General features: G+C 53.1%; 18 protein-coding genes and 2 tRNA genes. 10 read left to right on the top strand and 10 right to left on the bottom strand.

The genetic code is table 11. The features are described 5' to 3' along the window. Positions 1 to 2: 2 nt before the first annotated feature. The 7 genes from BEB54_RS17740 to pncC form a co-directional block, all read right to left on the bottom strand. A tRNA-Arg gene (locus BEB54_RS17740) sits at positions 3 to 76 on the bottom strand. 3 nt (positions 77 to 79) lie between these two features. Further along, positions 80 to 172: transfer RNA gene (locus BEB54_RS17735), tRNA-Ser, on the bottom strand. 314 nt (positions 173 to 486) lie between these two features. Continuing rightward, entirely contained in the window at positions 487 to 672 is a 186-nt protein-coding gene (csrA, locus tag BEB54_RS17730) for a carbon storage regulator CsrA (RefSeq protein ID WP_000906486.1), read from the bottom strand. Positions 673 to 906: 234 nt separating this feature from the next. Then, positions 907 to 3,537 (bottom strand): alanine--tRNA ligase, encoded by a 2,631-nt coding sequence (gene alaS / locus BEB54_RS17725; RefSeq protein WP_105276637.1) that lies wholly within the window; start codon positions 3,535 to 3,537, stop codon positions 907 to 909. Between the two features lie 127 nt (positions 3,538 to 3,664). Continuing rightward, complete coding sequence (gene recX, locus BEB54_RS17720) at positions 3,665 to 4,165, bottom strand: recombination regulator RecX (protein WP_000140506.1); 501 nt, start codon at positions 4,163 to 4,165, stop codon at positions 3,665 to 3,667. A gap of 67 nt (positions 4,166 to 4,232) precedes the next feature. Beyond that, entirely contained in the window at positions 4,233 to 5,294 is a 1,062-nt protein-coding gene (gene recA / locus BEB54_RS17715) for a recombinase RecA (RefSeq protein ID WP_000963143.1), read from the bottom strand. A gap of 79 nt (positions 5,295 to 5,373) precedes the next feature. Further along, the gene (gene pncC / locus BEB54_RS17710) at positions 5,374 to 5,871 is read right to left on the bottom strand and encodes a nicotinamide-nucleotide amidase (RefSeq protein ID WP_032184981.1); all 498 of its coding nucleotides are present in this window, start codon (positions 5,869 to 5,871) and stop codon (positions 5,374 to 5,376) included. A 182-nt stretch (positions 5,872 to 6,053) separates the two neighbouring features. On the opposite strand from pncC, the gene BEB54_RS17705 reads away from it, so the two are divergent. Further along, entirely contained in the window at positions 6,054 to 6,293 is a 240-nt protein-coding gene (locus tag BEB54_RS17705; RefSeq protein WP_032184982.1) for a hypothetical protein, read from the top strand. Between the two features lie 38 nt (positions 6,294 to 6,331). Here BEB54_RS17705 and mltB read toward each other — a convergent pair whose 3' ends face one another. Then, on the bottom strand, positions 6,332 to 7,417 hold the full coding sequence (gene mltB, locus BEB54_RS17700; RefSeq protein WP_012311623.1) for a lytic murein transglycosylase B: 1,086 nt from the start codon (positions 7,415 to 7,417) through the stop codon (positions 6,332 to 6,334). Positions 7,418 to 7,672: 255 nt separating this feature from the next. Between mltB and srlA the strand changes: the two genes are divergently transcribed. The 7 genes from srlA to gutQ all read left to right on the top strand — a co-directional run bounded on the left by srlA (position 7,673) and on the right by gutQ (position 12,620). Beyond that, positions 7,673 to 8,236, top strand: coding sequence for a PTS glucitol/sorbitol transporter subunit IIC (srlA, locus tag BEB54_RS17695; protein ID WP_000573321.1), 564 nt, complete (start codon positions 7,673 to 7,675; stop codon positions 8,234 to 8,236). Beyond that, positions 8,233 to 9,192 carry a PTS glucitol/sorbitol transporter subunit IIB gene (gene srlE / locus BEB54_RS17690; protein WP_105276638.1) on the top strand — a complete coding sequence of 320 codons (960 nt, stop codon included), beginning with the start codon at positions 8,233 to 8,235 and terminating at the stop codon, positions 9,190 to 9,192. The genes srlA and srlE overlap by 4 nt, the downstream gene beginning before the upstream one ends. 10 nt (positions 9,193 to 9,202) lie before the next feature. Next, positions 9,203 to 9,574, top strand: a complete 372-nt coding sequence (gene srlB, locus BEB54_RS17685; protein ID WP_000216201.1) for a PTS glucitol/sorbitol transporter subunit IIA — start codon at positions 9,203 to 9,205, stop codon at positions 9,572 to 9,574. A gap of 3 nt (positions 9,575 to 9,577) precedes the next feature. Continuing rightward, positions 9,578 to 10,357, top strand: coding sequence for a sorbitol-6-phosphate dehydrogenase (gene srlD, locus BEB54_RS17680; protein ID WP_001077351.1), 780 nt, complete (start codon positions 9,578 to 9,580; stop codon positions 10,355 to 10,357). A 105-nt stretch (positions 10,358 to 10,462) separates the two neighbouring features. Continuing rightward, a complete protein-coding gene (gene gutM / locus BEB54_RS17675) occupies positions 10,463 to 10,822 on the top strand; it encodes a transcriptional regulator GutM (protein WP_086217630.1) in 360 nt (119 codons plus the stop codon). A 66-nt stretch (positions 10,823 to 10,888) separates the two neighbouring features. Further along, a complete protein-coding gene (gene srlR, locus BEB54_RS17670) occupies positions 10,889 to 11,662 on the top strand; it encodes a glucitol operon DNA-binding transcriptional repressor SrlR (RefSeq protein WP_000804546.1) in 774 nt (257 codons plus the stop codon). Further along, complete coding sequence (gene gutQ / locus BEB54_RS17665; protein ID WP_105276639.1) at positions 11,655 to 12,620, top strand: arabinose-5-phosphate isomerase GutQ; 966 nt, start codon at positions 11,655 to 11,657, stop codon at positions 12,618 to 12,620. The genes srlR and gutQ overlap by 8 nt, the downstream gene beginning before the upstream one ends. Here gutQ and norR read toward each other — a convergent pair. Beyond that, positions 12,617 to 14,131, bottom strand: a complete 1,515-nt coding sequence (norR, locus tag BEB54_RS17660; RefSeq protein ID WP_105276640.1) for a nitric oxide reductase transcriptional regulator NorR — start codon at positions 14,129 to 14,131, stop codon at positions 12,617 to 12,619. The two genes, gutQ and norR, sit on opposite strands and share 4 nt — an antisense overlap. Before the next feature lie 186 nt (positions 14,132 to 14,317). On the opposite strand from norR, the gene norV reads away from it, so the two are divergent. Both norV and norW read left to right on the top strand, forming a co-directional pair. Then, positions 14,318 to 15,757 (top strand): anaerobic nitric oxide reductase flavorubredoxin, encoded by a 1,440-nt coding sequence (gene norV, locus BEB54_RS17655; protein ID WP_105282243.1) that lies wholly within the window; start codon positions 14,318 to 14,320, stop codon positions 15,755 to 15,757. Continuing rightward, positions 15,754 to 16,887: an NADH:flavorubredoxin reductase NorW gene (norW, locus tag BEB54_RS17650; protein WP_032184986.1), complete on the top strand. Its 1,134-nt coding sequence runs from the start codon at positions 15,754 to 15,756 to the stop codon at positions 16,885 to 16,887. Before norV ends, norW begins: the two co-directional genes overlap by 4 nt. Before the next feature lie 126 nt (positions 16,888 to 17,013). Here the strand turns inward: norW and hypF are convergent, their stop codons facing one another. Next, positions 17,014 to 19,266, bottom strand: coding sequence for a carbamoyltransferase HypF (gene hypF / locus BEB54_RS17645; protein WP_032185106.1), 2,253 nt, complete (start codon positions 19,264 to 19,266; stop codon positions 17,014 to 17,016). Positions 19,267 to 19,382 lie beyond the last annotated feature (116 nt).

Raw genomic sequence — 19,382 nt, 5'->3', positions numbered from 1 at the left:
GGTGCATCCGGGAGGATTCGAACCTCCGACCGCTCGGTTCGTAGCCGAGTACTCTATCCAGCTGAGCTACGGATGCAAATGGCGGTGAGGCGGGGATTCGAACCCCGGATGCAGCTTTTGACCGCATACTCCCTTAGCAGGGGAGCGCCTTCAGCCTCTCGGCCACCTCACCACACGCCTCTTACGAGTGCTTCGAAGAACTTGTTTATCGCTCATCGTCGCTGCGTGGCGCACATATTACTTTCTGAGACTTATAAGTCAAACAATTTTTCCCACACTTTTATCGTTTGCACAATTCACACTCAATTAGTCTGTAAAAACGTCAAAAAGAGTGTTTTATCAACAGAAAAACGGAGGTCTGACAGATAGCAGTAATGCAAAAAATGGAGACTAAAGTTGAATGAACGGGAGTAAAGCGAAAAAACAATGGAGTGAAGGAGGAATTTTGAGGGTGCGTCTCACCGATAAAGATGAGACGCGGAAAGATTAGTAACTGGACTGCTGGGATTTTTCAGCCTGGATACGCTGGTAGATCTCTTCACGGTGAACAGAAACTTCCTTCGGGGCATTTACGCCAATACGTACCTGGTTGCCCTTTACCCCTAAAACTGTCACGGTGACCTCATCCCCAATCATGAGGGTCTCACCAACTCGACGAGTCAGAATCAGCATTCTTTGCTCCTTGAAAGATTAAAAGAGTCGGGTCTCTCTGTATCCCGGCATTATCCATCATATAACGCCAAAAAGTAAGCAATGACAAACACATTACATGTAAGCAGTCATGGCATTACATTCTGTTAAACCTAAGTTTAGCCGATATACACAACTTCAACCTGACTTTATCGTTGTCGATAGCGTTAATGCGAATGCCGTGAAGCGAGTCCACGGCATTGCCTGGCGCTGATATTATTGCAATTTCGCGCTGACCCAGCCTTTCACACTGGCTAACGCTGCAGGTAAGGCCGCAGCATCCGTACCACCGGCTTGCGCCATGTCAGGACGTCCACCACCCTTGCCGCCCACCTGCTGAGCGACCATACCAATCAGTTCCCCTGCTTTCACACGATCTGTGACGTCCTTAGATACGCCTGCAATCAGAGAAACCTTACCTTCGGCTACCGTTGCCAGCACGATAATTGTCGACCCCAGCTGATTTTTTAAATCGTCAACCATGGTACGCAACATTTTCGGCTCAACACCGCTAAGCTCGCTAACCAACAGCTTAACACCATTAACATCAATTGCCTTACTGGAAAGATTTGCGCTCTCCTGTGCGGCAGCCTGTTCTTTAAGCTGTTGTAACTCTTTTTCCAGCTGACGCGTACGTTCCAGTACTGAACGCACTTTATCAGCCAGATTATTGCTATCGCCTTTCAGCAGATGTGCGACTTCGCTTAAGCGATCGCTGTCTGCATGAACGGTGGCGATAGCGCCTTCTCCGGTTACCGCTTCGATACGACGAACGCCTGCAGCAGTACCCGATTCAGAGATGATGCGGAACAGACCAATATCACCGGTGCGGCTGGCGTGAGTACCGCCACACAGCTCGGTGGAGAAATCGCCCATGCTCAGCACGCGTACGCGCTCATCATACTTCTCGCCAAACAGCGCCATCGCACCTTTCGCTTTCGCCGCTTCGAGATCCATGATGTTGGTTTCGATCGGCAAGTTACGGCGAATCTGCGCGTTCACCAGGTCTTCAACCGCACGAATCTCTTCTGGTTTCATCGCTTCGTTGTGTGAGAAGTCGAAGCGCAGCACTTTGTCGTTAACCAGTGAACCTTTCTGCGATACATGAGTACCCAGAACCTGGCGCAGCGCAGCGTGCATCAGGTGCGTTGCGGAGTGATTCAGACGAATACGAGCGCGACGAGCCTCATCAACATCAGCCTGCACCGCGTCGCCCACTTTCAGAGAACCCGCAGCAAGTTTACCGATATGACCAATCGCCTGGCCGTATTTCTGCGTATCTTCCACCGCAAAGGAGAAGTTAGCACCTTTCAGTTCGCCTTTATCGCCAACCTGACCGCCAGATTCCGCATAGAATGGCGTTTGATCCAGCACGACTACCGCTTCCTGGCCTGCATTAATGGCATCAACCGCTTTACCATCAACAAACAGCGCGGTCACTTTGCCGTTCAGTTCCAGATGGTCATAACCTTTAAACTCAGATGCGCTGTCAACACGGATCATTGCGTTGTAATCGGCACCAAAGCCGCTGGCTTCACGCGCACGACGACGCTGCTCTTCCATAGCTGCTTCAAAACCAGCTTCGTCAACTTTAATGTTGCGCTCACGACAAACATCAGCCGTCAGGTCAACCGGGAAACCGTAGGTGTCGTACAGACGGAAAGCAGTTTCGCCATCCAGCGTATCGCCAGAAAGTTTCGCCAGCTCTTCGTCCAGCAGCGCCAGACCGCGCTCCAGAGTGCGGGCAAACTGTTCTTCTTCAGTCTTCAGCACCTGCTCAACCTGTGCCTGCTGGCGTTTCAGGTCTTCACCCGCAGAGCCCATAACGTCGATCAGCGGACCAACCAGTTTGTAGAAGAAAGTTTCTTTCGCGCCCAGCATATTGCCGTGACGCACTGCGCGACGAATGATACGACGCAGTACATAACCACGGTTTTCGTTGGACGGCATTACGCCATCCGCGATCAGGAACGCACAAGAACGAATGTGGTCAGCGATTACGCGCAGCGATTTATTGCTCAGATCGGTCGCGCCAGTGACTTTCGCTACCTCCTGGATCAGCGTGCGGAACAGGTCGATGTCATAGTTAGAGTTAACGTGTTGCAGCACCGCAGCAATACGTTCCAGACCCATACCGGTATCTACAGACGGCTTCGGCAGCGGTTCCATCGTACCATCTGCCTGGCGGTTGAACTGCATGAAGACGATGTTCCAAATCTCAATGTAACGGTCGCCGTCTTCTTCCGGACTTCCCGGAGGGCCACCCCAAATGTGGTCGCCGTGATCGTAGAAGATTTCGGTGCACGGGCCACACGGACCAGTGTCACCCATCTGCCAGAAGTTGTCAGATGCGTATGGCGCACCTTTGTTATCGCCGATGCGAATAATACGTTCGCGCGGGATCCCTACTTCTTTTTCCCAGATTTCGTAGGCTTCGTCGTCGCTTTCATAGACGGTAACCCACAGACGCTCTTTCGGCAGGGCAAACCATTTTTCGCTGGTCAGCAGTTCCCATGCAAACTGAATAGCATCGTGTTTGAAATAGTCGCCGAAGCTGAAGTTGCCCAGCATTTCGAAGAAGGTATGGTGACGCGCGGTGTAACCGACGTTTTCCAGGTCGTTGTGTTTACCACCCGCACGCACGCAGCGTTGGGAAGTGGTAGCGCGGGAATAATTACGCTTGTCGAGCCCAAGGAACACATCCTTGAACTGGTTCATCCCGGCGTTGGTAAACAACAAAGTTGGGTCGTTATGGGGTACCAGGGAGCTGCTGGCAACTACCTGATGTCCCTTACTATGGAAAAAGTCGAGAAACGCCTGACGGATCTCAGCGGTGCTCTTGCTCATAATTATCCTGAAATCAAGCTAACGAAATATCGCCACCAGCGACAGCGTGTCTTAACCGCTGGGCTGGTAACTGAAAAGTGGGAATAAGATAAGTTTTCTTGACTGGGAAGTAAAATACCGTATGCGTTCAGTCGGCAAAATTTCGCCAAATATCCTGGATATCCTCCATCAGATAGCCGCGATAGAGCAGAAAACGCTGGATCTTAACTTTTTCTGAAAAGACAGTTGGCAAAGGTTCGCCATATTTTCGCGTCGCCTGATCGCGCGCCAGTGCGCACCAGTCGATGTCACATTCACGCATCGCTTTTTCTGTCGCTTCGCGGGAAATACCTTTCTGATTCAGTTCCTGGCGAATACGCGCAGGTCCATAACCTTTGCGGCTACGGCTGGCGATAAAGCGCGCAACAAATCGGCTGTCATCGAGATAGCCATGTTCATGGCACCAGGCAATAACACGCTCGTAATCCTCTGCCGTGGCATCAATCTCTTCGGGGCCATTTTTGCCCATGATCGGTGCCGCGAGTTTACGCCGCAGTTCTTGCTCACTGTGATCGCGCACCGCCAGAATGCGTACCGCACGATCCAACAGGCGAGCATATGCCGGGCGACGGGATGTTGATTCTGTCATGGCATACCCTTACAACTTAAAAAGCAAAAGGGCCGCAGATGCGACCCTTGTGTATCAAACAAGACAATTAAAAATCTTCGTTAGTTTCTGCTACGCCTTCGCTGTCATCTACAGAGAAATCCGGCGTTGAGTTCGGGTTGCTCAGCAGCAACTCACGTACTTTCTTCTCGATCTCTTTCGCAGTTTCCGGGTTGTCTTTCAGCCAGGCAGTCGCATTCGCTTTACCCTGACCGATCTTCTCACCTTTGTAGCTGTACCACGCGCCCGCTTTCTCGATCAGCTTCTCTTTCACGCCCAGGTCAACCAGTTCGCCGTAGAAGTTGATACCTTCGCCGTAGAGGATCTGGAATTCAGCCTGTTTAAACGGCGCAGCGATTTTGTTCTTCACCACTTTCACGCGGGTTTCGCTACCCACCACGTTTTCGCCCTCTTTCACCGCGCCGATGCGACGGATGTCGAGACGAACAGAAGCGTAGAATTTCAGCGCGTTACCACCGGTAGTCGTTTCCGGGTTACCGAACATCACACCAATTTTCATACGGATCTGGTTGATGAAGATCAGCAGCGTGTTGGACTGCTTCAGGTTACCCGCCAGCTTACGCATCGCCTGGCTCATCATACGTGCCGCAAGGCCCATGTGAGAATCGCCGATTTCGCCTTCGATTTCCGCTTTCGGTGTCAGTGCCGCCACGGAGTCAACGACGATAACGTCTACTGCGCCAGAACGCGCCAGAGCGTCACAGATTTCCAGTGCCTGCTCGCCGGTGTCCGGCTGGGAGCACAGCAGGTTGTCGATATCGACGCCCAGTTTACGTGCATAGATTGGGTCCAGCGCGTGTTCAGCATCGATAAACGCACAGGTTTTACCTTCACGCTGGGCTGCGGCGATCACCTGTAACGTCAGCGTGGTTTTACCGGAAGATTCCGGTCCGTAGATTTCGACGATACGGCCCATCGGCAGACCACCTGCCCCAAGCGCGATATCCAGTGAAAGCGAACCGGTAGAGATGGTTTCCACATCCATGGAACGGTCTTCACCCAGGCGCATGATGGAGCCTTTACCAAATTGTTTCTCAATCTGGCCCAGTGCTGCCGCCAACGCTTTCTGTTTGTTTTCGTCGATAGCCATTTTTACTCCTGTCATGCCGGGTAATACCGGATAGTCAATATGTTCTGTTGAAGCAATTATACTGTATGCTCATACAGTATCAAGTGTTTTGTAGAAATTGTTGCCACAAGGTCTGCAATGCATACGCAGTAGCCTGACGACGCACCGCATCACGGTCACCGCTGAAGCATTCCCGCCGGGTAATGCCTTCTCCACGGGCAGTGGCAAAAGCAAACCAGACGGTGCCAACAGGCTTCTCTTCACTGCCGCCATCCGGCCCGGCGATACCACTAATAGACACGGCATAATCAGCACGAGCCGCTTTCAGTGCGCCTATCGCCATTTCCACCACGACGGGTTCGCTCACCGCGCCGTGCTGCGCCAGCGTCTCTTCGCGTACGCCGATCATCTGCGCTTTGGCTTCGTTACTGTAGGTGACAAATCCGCGTTCAAACCAGGCGGAACTACCGGCAATATCGGTAATCACTTTCGCTACCCAACCGCCGGTACAAGACTCGGCAGTTGTTACGGTTGCGCCACGGGCTTTCAGCGCCTGCCCTACCTGTTCGCTTAACTGCATCAGTTCACTGTCAATCATCACAACCTCAGTCAGTCAAAAAATATATGCCGGACAAGATAGCACTTTCCCGCAGAAGATGGGGACGAGCGATTCATTTTACGAGTTGCGTTCCGGAAAAAGACTGTTGCGACCAGTCGGTAAAGAAAAAGCGCTACCATGCCGCGTTCACATTGATATGTATTCACAGGGAGAGAATAGCAATGGCAACAAAGAAAACGGATAACACGCCACAAAACGTGCTTAAACAAACCACGCAAATGCGTATTTGGGTCATCATTGGTGGCATCGGCGCACTGGTTTCAGTGATATGTAAAATTTTATCTTCTGGCTACCTTGAACCTTTCGACTTCGGTCAGGCTGCGTTAGGCGTTGTCTGCCTGGGATATGCGATATCGCTGTCGAAAAAAATCAAGCAATTACGTCATTCGAATAAACAGTAAGAAAACAGAGGGAAGTTTAACCTCCCTCTTGCAAAGAGTTACTGCACGCGCGCCAGTGCCACGGCTTGTCCTAACTGCCAGACGGCCATTGCGTAATGGGTGCTGTGATTGTAACGGGTGATAGTGTAGAAGTTCGGCAAACCGTACCAGTACTGGTAACCGGTGCCAACATCCAGGCGCAGTAAGCTGGCCTGCTGATGGTTGCCCAGCGGCTGCTGTGGCGTTAAACCTGCCGCGGCAAGCTGCGAAATGCTGTACTTGGTTTTGAAGCCATTTGGCAAGCCTGGAGCCTGACCGTTTGCCATTACCGCAACCTGATCACCTTTCACCCAGCCGTGCGCTTTGAAATAGTTCGCCACGCTACCGATGGCATCAACCGGATCCCACAGGTTGATATGCCCGTCGCCGCTGAAATCTACCGCATATTGTTTATAAGACGATGGCATAAACTGTCCGTAGCCCATCGCCCCGGCAAAGGAACCTTTCAGATTGAGCGGATCGTCCTGCTCATCGCGCGCCATCAGCAAGAAGGTTTCCAGCTCACCAGAGAAATACTCCGCGCGGCGTGGGTAGTTAAATGACAACGTTGCCAGCGCATCGAGGATACGAGTTTTCCCCATCACGCGTCCCCAGCGAGTTTCGACGCCGATAATCCCGACGATGATTTCTGGCGGTACGCCATACACTTGCCATGCGCGATTCAGCGCATCTTCATACTGATTCCAGAAAACCACGCCGTTTTGCACGTTGTCCGGCGTAATAAATTTTTTGCGATAACGCAGCCATGCGCCGTTCGGACCTGATGGCGGCTTCACCGATGTGGTTGGTGCCTGGTTATCCATCAGCCGCAATACCGAATCCAGACGTTTCGCCTGGGAGAGAATTTCCTGCAACTGCTGACGATTGAAACCGTGTTTGTTCACCATTTTGTCGATGAACTGCTGGGCATTCGGGTTGTTAGCGAAATCGCCGCCCATCTGCATCACATTGTGCTGCGGCTCAAGCAGGAAGCCGCCAGACGGCGTTCCGGTGGTCGTTTCAGTCTCAGTAGGTTTTGGCTTGCTGCTACAGGCGGCAAGCAACACAAAAAGGGGAAGCAATGTTACATAACGACGCTTGAACATGAGGGGTCCATTTAACAGATTCAACCAGGGGCAAGTATGGTAAAGCATCACGCCCCGCACAAGGAAGCGGTAGTCACTGCCCGATACGGACTTTACATAACTCAACTCATCCGCCTCACTATCCTTTTATATAAACTTTCAAATTAAAATATTTATCTTTCATTTTGCGATCAAAATAACACTTTTAAATCTTTCAATCTGATTAGATTAGGTTGCCGTTTGGTAATAAAACAATAAATCCTGAAGGAGAGAACAATGATAGAAACCATTACTCATGGTGCAGAGTGGTTTATCGGGCTGTTCCAAAAGGGCGGAGAGGTGTTTACCGGGATGGTGACCGGCATTCTTCCGCTGTTGATTAGCCTGCTGGTTATCATGAACGCACTGATTAATTTTATCGGTCAGCATCGTATTGAACGTTTTGCTCAACGTTGCGCAGGTAACCCTGTTTCCCGTTACCTGCTGTTACCGTGCATTGGCACGTTTGTCTTTTGCAATCCGATGACCTTAAGCCTGGGTCGCTTTATGCCGGAAAAGTACAAACCCAGCTATTATGCGGCGGCCTCTTATAGCTGCCACTCAATGAATGGCCTCTTCCCCCATATCAACCCTGGCGAACTGTTTGTTTATCTTGGCATTGCCAGTGGTCTGACAACGCTAAATCTGCCACTTGGCCCACTGGCGGTGAGCTATCTGCTGGTTGGTCTGGTGACCAACTTCTTCCGCGGCTGGGTAACCGATCTGACCACCGCTATTTTTGAGAAAAAGATGGGCATTCAACTTGAACAAAAAGTTCACCTGGCAGGAGCAACATCATGACACGTATTCGGATCGAAAAAGGAACGGGTGGCTGGGGCGGCCCGCTTGAGCTGGAAGCCACACCGGGCAAAAAAATCGTCTATATCACCGCCGGTACACGTCCTGCATTTGTCGACAAACTGGCACAGCTTACTGGCTGGCAGGCTATCGACGGATTTAAAGAAGGTGAACCTGCGGAGGAAGAAATTGGTGTCGCGGTAATCGACTGTGGCGGCACATTACGCTGCGGCATCTATCCGAAACGGCGTATTCCCACCATTAATATCCACTCGACGGGCAAGTCCGGTCCACTGGCGCAGTACATTGTGGAAGATATTTATGTCTCTGGCGTGAAAGAAGAAAACATCACTGTAGTGGGTGATGCGACACCACAACCCTCTTCCGTGGGCCGTGACTATGACACCAGCAAGAAAATCACCGAACAAAGCGATGGTTTACTGGCGAAGGTGGGAATGGGTATGGGTTCTGCCGTTGCCGTGCTGTTTCAATCTGGCCGTGACACCATCGACACTGTATTAAAAACCATTCTGCCGTTTATGGCGTTCGTCTCGGCGCTCATTGGCATCATTATGGCTTCTGGCCTTGGTGACTGGATTGCCCACGGTCTTGCTCCGCTGGCGAGCCATCCACTGGGTCTGGTCATGCTGGCGCTCATCTGCTCCTTCCCGCTGCTTTCACCTTTCCTCGGCCCAGGCGCAGTTATCGCACAGGTTATCGGCGTATTGATTGGCGTGCAGATTGGTCTCGGCAATATTCCGCCGCATCTGGCTTTACCTGCACTGTTTGCCATCAACGCGCAGGCGGCCTGCGACTTCATCCCGGTCGGTTTGTCGCTGGCGGAAGCCCGTCAGGACACGGTTCGCGTCGGTGTCCCTTCTGTACTGGTGAGCCGCTTTTTAACCGGCGCGCCGACTGTACTGATCGCCTGGTTTGTCTCCGGTTTTATCTATCAATAGAGGCTGAAACATGACCGTTATTTATCAGACCACCATCACCCGTATCGGCGCGAGTGCCACTGACGCCCTCAGCGACCAGATGCTCATCACCTTTCGTGAAGGCGCTCCTGCGGATCTCGAAGAGTATTGCTTCATTCATTGCCACGGCGAGTTGAAAGGTGCACTCCATCCCGGTTTGCAATTTTCGCTCGGGCAGCATCGCTATCCGGTGACCGCCGTTGGCAGCGTGGCGGAAGACAACCTTCGCGAACTGGGTCATGTCACCCTGCGCTTCGATGGTTTAAACGAAGCGGAATTTCCGGGCACTGTCCATGTGGCAGGCCCTGTACCCGACGATATCGCGCCGGGATCGGTTTTGAAGTTTGAATCTGTTAAGGAGTAAAAAATGAATCAGGTTGCCGTTGTTATCGGTGGTGGGCAAACCTTAGGCGCGTTCCTGTGCCACGGTCTGGCTGCCGAGGGGTATCGCGTCGCGGTTGTCGATATTCAGAGCGACAAAGCCGCAAATGTGGCACAAGAAATTAACGCCGAATATGGTGAAGGAACAGCGTACGGTTTTGGTGCTGACGCCACCAGCGAGCAAAGCGTTCTGGCGCTCTCTCGTGGGGTAGATGAAATCTTTGGTCGCGTGGATTTACTGGTCTACAGCGCCGGAATAGCAAAAGCAGCCTTTATCAGCGACTTCCAGCTCGGCGATTTTGATCGTTCGCTACAAGTGAATCTGGTGGGTTATTTCCTGTGTGCGCGTGAATTTTCGCGTTTGATGATCCGCGACGGGATTCAGGGGCGCATTATTCAGATCAACTCGAAATCCGGCAAAGTGGGCAGCAAACACAACTCTGGCTACAGCGCAGCGAAATTTGGTGGCGTCGGACTGACTCAATCACTGGCTCTGGATCTGGCGGAGTACGGCATTACGGTGCATTCACTAATGCTCGGTAATCTGCTGAAATCGCCGATGTTCCAGTCACTGTTGCCACAATACGCGACCAAGCTAGGTATCAAACCGGATCAAGTCGAGCAGTATTACATCGATAAAGTACCGCTCAAACGTGGCTGCGATTATCAGGATGTGCTGAATATGCTGCTGTTCTACGCCAGTCCAAAGGCATCGTACTGCACTGGACAGTCGATTAATGTCACCGGCGGTCAGGTGATGTTCTGATCAACAGCGGAGATCCGTTAAGGATCTCCGCGAGACTAATAGAATGCCTGATGCGCTACGCGCATCAGGCATACAGGACTTCCGCCACTACATTAAGGAAAAGTTATGGTATCCGCACTCATCACCGTCGCCGTTATCGCCTGGTGTGCGCAACTGGCCTTAGGCGGCTGGCAAATTTCTCGTTTTAACCGTGCCTTCGACACACTATGCCAGCAAGGGCGGGTTGGCGTGGGCCGTTCCAGCGGACGCTTTAAACCGCGGGTCGTGGTCGCCATCGCCCTGGACGATCAGCAGCGCATCGTCGATACCTTGTTTATGAAAGGACTGACCGTTTTCGCTAAACCGCAAAAAATTCCCGCAATTACGGGTATGTATCCTGGTGATTTACGGCCCGATGTGATCTTTCCCCATGATCCACTATCACAGAATGCTCTATCATTGGCGCTTAAACTGAAACGTGGATAATTTCGTTGTGAATGTTACTTGCTTGCGAAGTTATCATTTTGAAACCTAAATCAGGTAATCACGCCCATGAAACCTCGTCAGCGTCAGGCCGCCATTCTGGAGTATCTGCAAAAGCAGGGTAAATGCTCGGTTGAAGAATTGGCGCAATACTTTGACACCACAGGCACAACCATTCGCAAAGATCTGGTCATTCTGGAACATGCAGGAACCGTCATTCGTACTTATGGCGGAGTGGTGTTGAATAAAGAGGAATCCGATCCGCCTATCGATCATAAAACACTCATCAACACCCACAAGAAAGAGCTGATTGCAGAAGCTGCCGTTAGTTTTATCCATGATGGCGATTCGATCATTCTTGATGCTGGCAGTACAGTTTTGCAGATGGTCCCCCTGCTCTCGCGCTTTAATAACATCACAGTAATGACCAACAGCCTGCATATCGTCAATGCGCTATCCGAACTGGATAACGAACAAACTATCCTGATGCCAGGCGGAACGTTTCGTAAAAAATCGGCCTCATTTCACGGGCAGCTGGCAGAGAACGCCTTCGAACATTTCAGCTTCGATAAATTGTTTATGGGCACCGATGGCATCGATCTCAATGCAGGCGTAACTACCTTCAACGAGGTCTATACCGTCAGTAAAGCGATGTGTAATGCCGCGCGCGAAGTGATTTTGATGGCGGACTCATCAAAGTTTGGCCGTAAAAGCCCCAACGTAGTTTGCAGTCTTGAAAGCGTCGATAAGCTAATTACCGACGCAGGTATCGATCCGGCGTTTCGTCAGGCGCTGGAAGAGAAAGGGATCGATGTGATCATAACCGGAGAGAGCAATGAGTGAAGCACTACTGAACGCGGGACGTCAGACGTTAATGCTGGAGTTGCAGGAAGCAAGCCGTTTACCAGAACGTCTGGGCGATGATTTTGTTCGCGCCGCCAATATCATCCTGCACTGCGAAGGCAAAGTGGTGGTTTCGGGAATTGGCAAATCGGGCCACATTGGTAAGAAAATCGCCGCAACGCTTGCCAGTACCGGCACGCCTGCTTTTTTTGTCCATCCGGCAGAAGCACTGCACGGCGATCTGGGGATGATTGAAAGCCGCGATGTGATGCTGTTTATCTCTTACTCCGGTGGCGCAAAGGAACTGGATCTGATTATTCCGCGTCTGGAAGACAAATCTATCGCGCTGCTGGCGATGACCGGTAAACCGACATCACCGCTGGGCCTGGCGGCGAAAGCGGTGCTGGATATCTCTGTAGAACGCGAAGCCTGCCCGATGCATCTTGCACCGACCTCCAGCACTGTGAATACCCTGATGATGGGCGACGCGCTGGCGATGGCGGTCATGCAGGCGCGCGGATTTAATGAAGAAGATTTTGCCCGATCCCACCCAGCTGGGGCACTGGGCGCTCGCTTGCTGAACAAAGTGCATCATCTGATGCGCCGTGATGACGCCATCCCGCAGGTGGCGTTAACCGCCAGCGTGATGGATGCGATGCTGGAACTCAGTCGCACCGGTCTGGGACTGGTAGCCGTGTGCGACGTTCAACAACAGGTCCAAGGCGTCTTTACCGACGGGGATTTACGTCGCTGGCTGGTTGGCGGCGGCGCACTCACCACGCCAGTTAATGAAGCGATGACGACAGGCGGCACCACATTACAGGCGCAAAGCCGCGCCATCGACGCCAAAGAAGTTCTGATGAAACGCAAAATCACCGCCGCACCAGTGGTGGATGAAAACGGCAAACTTACCGGCGCAATTAACCTGCAGGATTTCTATCAGGCCGGGATTATTTAATCCTTCAGCCCCAGACGTTTCGCCAGCCGATGCAGGTTGGCGACGTCGGTTTCCAGCATCCGTGCGCTGGCAGCCCAGTTGTGATGATTTTGTGCCAGCGCCTGGCGAATAGTTTCACGCTGGAACGCTTCTGTCGCTTCACGCAGGTTTTGCTTAACAACGGGCACCATCGGCACTTCTGCCGTCGGCAACGTCACCTCAGAAAAAGCAAAATGTTGCGCCTCGAGAATCACTTCATCGCCGCTGCGGGTCGCTCTCGCCAGCACCACCGCCCGATGAATAGCATGTTCCAGTTCGCGCACGTTCCCCGGGAAACTATAATGTTGCAATAAATTCCGCGCCCCGGAACTTAACACCACGCGGGAAAGCCCCAACCGCAGGCGGCACTGTTCGCAGTAATACCCCGCCAGCAGAATGACGTCATCACCCCGCTCACGCAGCGGCGGCACCGAAAGCGGAAACACACTCAGGCGATGAAACAAGTCAGCACGAAATCGCCCTGCCAGCACCTCTTCGCGCAAGTCGCGGTTAGTCGCCGCCAGCACGCGCACATCGACCCGCAAACTGCGGTCATCGCCAACGCGCTGAATATCGCCATACTGCAACACCCGCAGCAGCTTGGCCTGCAATGCCAACGACAACTCGCCGATCTCATCCAGAAACAGCGTGCCGTTATCCGCCATTTCAAACTTTCCACTGCGGTTACTGATAGCGCCAGTAAACGCCCCTTTCACGTGCCCGAACAACTCACTTTCCGCCACACTTTCCGGCAGTGCGGCACAGTTGAGATAGACTAACGGATTCACCGCCCGTGGCGAGGCTTCATGAATCGCTTTCGCCACCAATTCCTTACCGGTTCCCGTCTCACCACTGATTAGGACGTTGAGATCGGACGCCGCCACAATCTCAATCTCTTTTTTCAATTGCGTCATGCCTGGCGACAGACCGATCATCTGCGTCTCTTTCACCGCTTCAAATGGCGCGGCATCGCCCGGCAGCATATTCTGACTTTCCAGTTGTTCAATCAGCAGCGCATTGCTTAACGCCCCCGCCGCCAGAGCGGCAATCAGCCGTAACTCCTCGTCGCTGAAAACATCGAACTGATCGGGCTGCATCCCGTCGAGCGTCAATGCGCCAATCAGGTTTTGTCCAGCAAACAGCGGTAGACCAACGCAGGCGTGAACCTTCAGACTCTCCTGCCCGGGAATCAAACCGTCATAGGGATCGGGCAATTCGCTGTCTGCGGGAAAGCGCACCACGTCCCCGGCGCGGGCAATCGCTTCCAGCCGTGGATGACCTTCCAGGGCAAAGCGTCTACCGAGTACATCCTTTGCCAGTCCGTCGATGGCAAGCGGAATAAACTGCCGCGAGTCGTAACGTAGCAACGCAGACGCATCGCACTCCAGCACCTGACGCAGCGTGGTGATCAGGCGCTGAAAACGATCCTGATGACCAATCCCACGCTGCAATTCGATGGCGATATTCGCCAGCACATCAACGGAAAAACTCATCTTTGCCTCACTGTCAATTTGACTATAGATATTGTCATATCGACCATTTTATTGATAGTCATTTTGACTACTCATTAATGAGCATAATTTTATTTATATAGTAAAAACAATCAGATAAAAAACTGGCACGCAATCTGCAATTAGCAAGACATCTTTTTAGAACACACTGAATAAATTGAGGTTGCTATGTCTATTGTGGTGAAAAATAACATTCATTGGGTTGGTCAACGTGACTGGGAAGTGCGTGATTTTCACGGTACAGAATATAAAACGCTGCGCGGCAGCAGCTACAACAGCTACCTCATTCGCGAAGAAAAAAACGTGCTGATCGACACCGTCGACCATAAATTCAGCCGCGAATTTGTGCAGAACCTGCGTAATGAAATCGATCTGGCGGATATCGATTACATCGTGATTAACCATGCTGAAGAGGACCACGCCGGGGCGCTGACCGAACTGATGGCGCAAATTCCCGATACGCCGATCTATTGTACTGCCAACGCTATCGACTCAATAAATGGTCATCACCATCATCCAGAGTGGAATTTCAACGTGGTGAAAACCGGCGACACGCTGGATATCGGCAACGGCAAACAGCTCATTTTTGTCGAAACGCCAATGCTGCACTGGCCGGACAGCATGATGACTTACCTGACGGGCGACGCGGTGCTGTTCAGTAACGATGCTTTCGGTCAGCACTACTGCGACGAGCATCTCTTCAACGATGAAGTGGATCAGACCGAGCTTTTCGAGCAGTGTCAGCGTTACTACGCCAATATCCTGACACCGTTCAGCCGCCTGGTAACGCCGAAAATCACCGAGATCCTGGGCTTTAACTTGCCGGTCGATATGATTGCCACCTCTCACGGTGTAGTGTGGCGCGATAACCCGACGCAAATTGTCGAGCTGTACCTGAAATGGGCGGCGGATTATCAGGAAGACAGAATCACCATTTTCTACGACACCATGTCGAATAACACCCGCATGATGGCTGACGCTATCGCCCAGGGGATTGCGGAAACCGACCCGCGCGTAGCGGTGAAAATTTTCAACGTCGCCCGAAGCGATAAAAACGAAATCCTGACCAATGTCTTCCGCTCAAAAGGCGTGCTGGTCGGCACTTCGACGATGAATAACGTGATGATGCCTAAAATCGCCGGGCTGGTGGAGGAGATGACCGGATTACGCTTCCGTAACAAACGCGCCAGTGCTTTCGGCTCTCACGGCTGGAGCGGCGGTGCGGTGGATCGTCTTTCCACACGCCTGCAGGATGCAGGTTTCGAAATGTCGCTTAGCCTGAAAGCCAAATGGCGACCGGACCAGGATGCGCTGGAGTTATGCCGTGAACACGGTCGTGAAATTGCCCGTCAGTGGGCGCTTTCGCCGCTGCCGCAGAGCACGGTGAATACGGTGGTTAAAGAAGAAACCTGTGCCACCACGACGGCTGACCTCGGCCCACGGATGCAGTGCAGCGTCTGCCAGTGGATTTACGATCAGGCAAAAGGCGAGCCAATGCAGGACGTTGCGCCAGGAACGCCGTGGAGTGAAGTCCCGGATAACTTCCTGTGCCCGGAATGCTCCCTTGGCAAAGACGTCTTTGACGAACTGGCATCGGAGGCAAAATGAGCAACGGCATTGTGATCATTGGTTCGGGCTTCGCCGCCCGCCAACTGGTGAAAAATATTCGCAAACAGGACGCCAGTATTCCATTAACCCTGATTGCCGCCGACAGCATGGATGAGTACAACAAACCTGATCTTAGCCATGTTATCAGCCAGGGGCAACGTGCCGATGACCTCACCCGCCAGACGGCGGGTGAATTTGCCGAGCAGTTTAATCTGCACCTGTTTCCGCACACCTGGGTGACGGATATCGATGCCGAAGCCCATGTGGTGAAAAGCCAGAATAATCAGTGGCAATACGACAAGCTGGTGCTGGCAACTGGTGCCAGTGCCTTTGTCCCGCCAGTGTCTGGGCGTGAGTTAATGCTGACGTTAAATAGTCAGCAAGAGTATCGCGCCTGTGAAACGCAACTGCGGGATGCCCGACGCGTGTTGATTGTTGGCGGTGGCTTGATTGGTAGCGAGCTGGCGATGGATTTTTGTCGGGCAGGCAAAGCGGTCACGCTAATCGACAACGCTGCCAGTATTCTGGCGTCGTTAATGCCACCGGAAGTAAGCAGCCGCTTGCAGCATCGGTTGACGGAGATGGGCGTTCATCTGCTGTTGAAATCTCAGTTGCAGGGGCTGGAAAAAACGAATTCTGGTATTCTGGCAACGCTGGACCGCCAGCGCAGCATCGAAGTGGATGCGGTAATTGCCGCCACCGGACTGCGCCCGGAAACCGCCCTGGCACGACGTACAGGGCTGACGATTAATCGCGGCGTTTGCGTCGATAGTTATCTGCAAACCAGTAATGCCGATATTTACGCGCTGGGCGATTGCGCAGAAATTAACGGTCAGGTATTGCCGTTCCTGCAGCCGATTCAACTTAGCGCGATGGTGCTGGCGAAGAACTTGCTCGGTGGAAACGCACCGCTGAAACTTCCCGCCATGCTGGTAAAAATCAAAACGCCGGAATTACCGCTGCATCTGGCAGGGGAAACCCAGCGTCGGGATTTGCGCTGGCAGATTTGTACCGAAAGCCAGGGAATGGTGGCGCGCGGCGTTGACGATGCTGACCAGCTTCGCGCTTTTGTGGTCAGTGAGGATCGGATGAAAGAGGCGTTTGGATTGTTGAAAACCTTGCCGATGTAGGCAGGCTAGTGTGCCCAAAATGTCGGATGCGACGCTGGCGCGTCTTATCCGACCTACGGGGAGCGCATGTGTAGGCCGGATAAGGCGTTCACGCCGCATCCGGCACTGCGCCCAAATGCAACACGTTTATCCGTTCTGGGCTTCACCCGCCACCCAACGGGCCGCAGCAATAACCCCCTGCCCCAGAGACAACCCGCCATCCCCCGCAGGTAAACTCTGCGGGAAGAGCAACGTAAAATCAGCAAGATAATGCGCCAGACGTGCACGCAGCAAACGGTTATGAATAACCCCGCCGCTAAATACCAGCGTAGTGATACCACGCATCGTGGCCTGCTCACGCATCAACGCGGCAAAACCCTGCGCCAGCGCATCATGAAATGCCCACGCGCGTTGATTAACCGGTGCCTGCCAGTTCAGCCACTGCTGCCAGAAAGTGGCGAGATCCAGCTGATTGTCCACCAGCGGCATCGTCACCGGATGCGTCACTCCCTGGCATGAAGCCGCCAGCGCCTCGAGGGCGCAAGCCGCTTCACCTTCATAACTTAACGTGGCTGGCGCACAGCCCAGTGCCGCCGCCACAGCATCGAACAAACGCCCGCACGATGACGCCAGCGGCGCGTTAATTCCACGCTCAATGGCCCGCGCCAGCACGCTCCAGTTTTGCTGTTGCACACTTGCCGCTTCAGGGTAATTCTGCCACTCCGGCACAAAGCGCAGGCACTGCGCCAGCAGGTTTCGCCACGGCTGCTTTGCCGCAAGATCGCCCCCCGGAAGCGCCACCGCAGGCAAGCCACCCAGGTGCTGGCATTCGCGATAGTTCACCCGCAAGCACTCGCCGCCCCATAAAGCGCCGTTTTCGCCCATACCAATACCGTCGAGCGTCAAAGCAATGACATCACTGCCATCCAGCGGCCAGTGATGTTCTGCCAGACACGCCGCCGCATGAGCATGATGATGCAGCACCGTTTGCGTCGGCAGATTCATTTCGCGCGCCCACTGGCTGGAGACATAGCCCGGATGCGCGTCATGCACAACGTATTGCGGGGTAAAATCGTAGATGTTTTGCATCAGACGCAACGCTTCGCGCCACTGCATCTGAATGCCATCGTCACTTAAATCGCCCAAATGTTGACTCAACACCGCCTGTTCACCACGCACCAGACAGAAGGTATTTTTCAGATCCGCACCGAGACACAGCACAGGAGGAATATTTTTAAAGCCCGGAGGCAAAGCCAGCGCATCCGGTACATACCCCCGCGAGCGGCGCAACATTTCGCCACTTTCGCGCACCACTGAATCATCCATCCGCTGCACGATGTCGCGGTTATGAATCAAGAATCCGTCGGCAATGTCCTGCAAGTCCTCCAGCGCCTGTTCGTTGCTGATAGCCGGTGGTTTACCGCTCAGGTTGCCGGAGGTCATCACCAGCGGGCATTGCAGTTCCTGTAACAGCAAATGCTGGAGCGGATTCGCAGGCAACATCACCCCGACTTCGTTAAGGCCAGGGGCGATATCGTCACAAAGTTCCGGAACATATATTTTATCCACCAGTACAATCGGCGCGGCGGGCGTGGTGAGCAACTGACGGGCAGCGTCGGGCAAACCTTCTGCCGTTGGCAACATAACCGCCAGCGGTTTCGCCGGGCGATGTTTGCGCGCCCGTAGTGTCGCCACCGCGTTACTGTTAAGCGCATCGCAGGCGAGATGAAATCCGCCAATCCCTTTGATAGCGACAATGTTGCCCATTTTTAACTGAGCGATAGCCGCCTGTAATGCCGCCTCTTGTTTCGCATGTTCACCATGACTTAGCCATTCAAGATGTGGGCCACACTCCGGGCAGGCCACCGGCTGGGCGTGGAAGCGACGATCGAGCGGGTCGCGATATTCTTTATCGCAGGCCGGACATAGCGGAAACGCCGCCATCACGGTAAATGGACGGTCGTAAGGCATCGCGCGAATAATGGTGAAACGCGGGCCGCAATGGGTACAGTTGATAAACGGATAACGATAACGCCGTTCGCCTGGGGTATTCATTTCGGCAAGACAGGCAGGACAAGTAGCGGCATCGGGAACAATTTGCGTATTCATGACGCCGCCCGCACTCTGGCGGATGATGAACTCAGTGGGCGGCTGCATCCAGATAAACGGCTCACATTCGACGCTATCAATACGCGCCAGCGGCGGACAATCCTGATGCAATTGAACAAGAAACGTTTCCGGGTCTTCCAGCAGCCGGACTTCTACGCCATCGCCGTCATTACAGACATCGCCGTGAAGATTTAATTGCTGTGCCAGTTGCCAGACAAAGGGACGAAAACCGACGCCCTGCACTTTGCCACGAATACGCAGTTGGACACCGCAAGATGTGTTTTTTGCCATTGAGTTATTCCCGCCATCATGAATTGCGTAACCCGCCCAGCCGGACACGACCGCGTCGCATCCGGTAGTCACAGGTTGGCGATACCGCCTGCTCCGTATTCTACGAATATTTCCGG

Origin of the sequence: Escherichia sp. MOD1-EC6021, assembly GCF_002965245.1 — a bacterium.
GTDB classification, from domain to species: domain Bacteria; phylum Pseudomonadota; class Gammaproteobacteria; order Enterobacterales; family Enterobacteriaceae; genus Escherichia; species Escherichia coli_F.
Note: the sequence above shows the minus strand (reverse complement) of the source record. Positions and strands in the feature narration are given on the sequence as shown.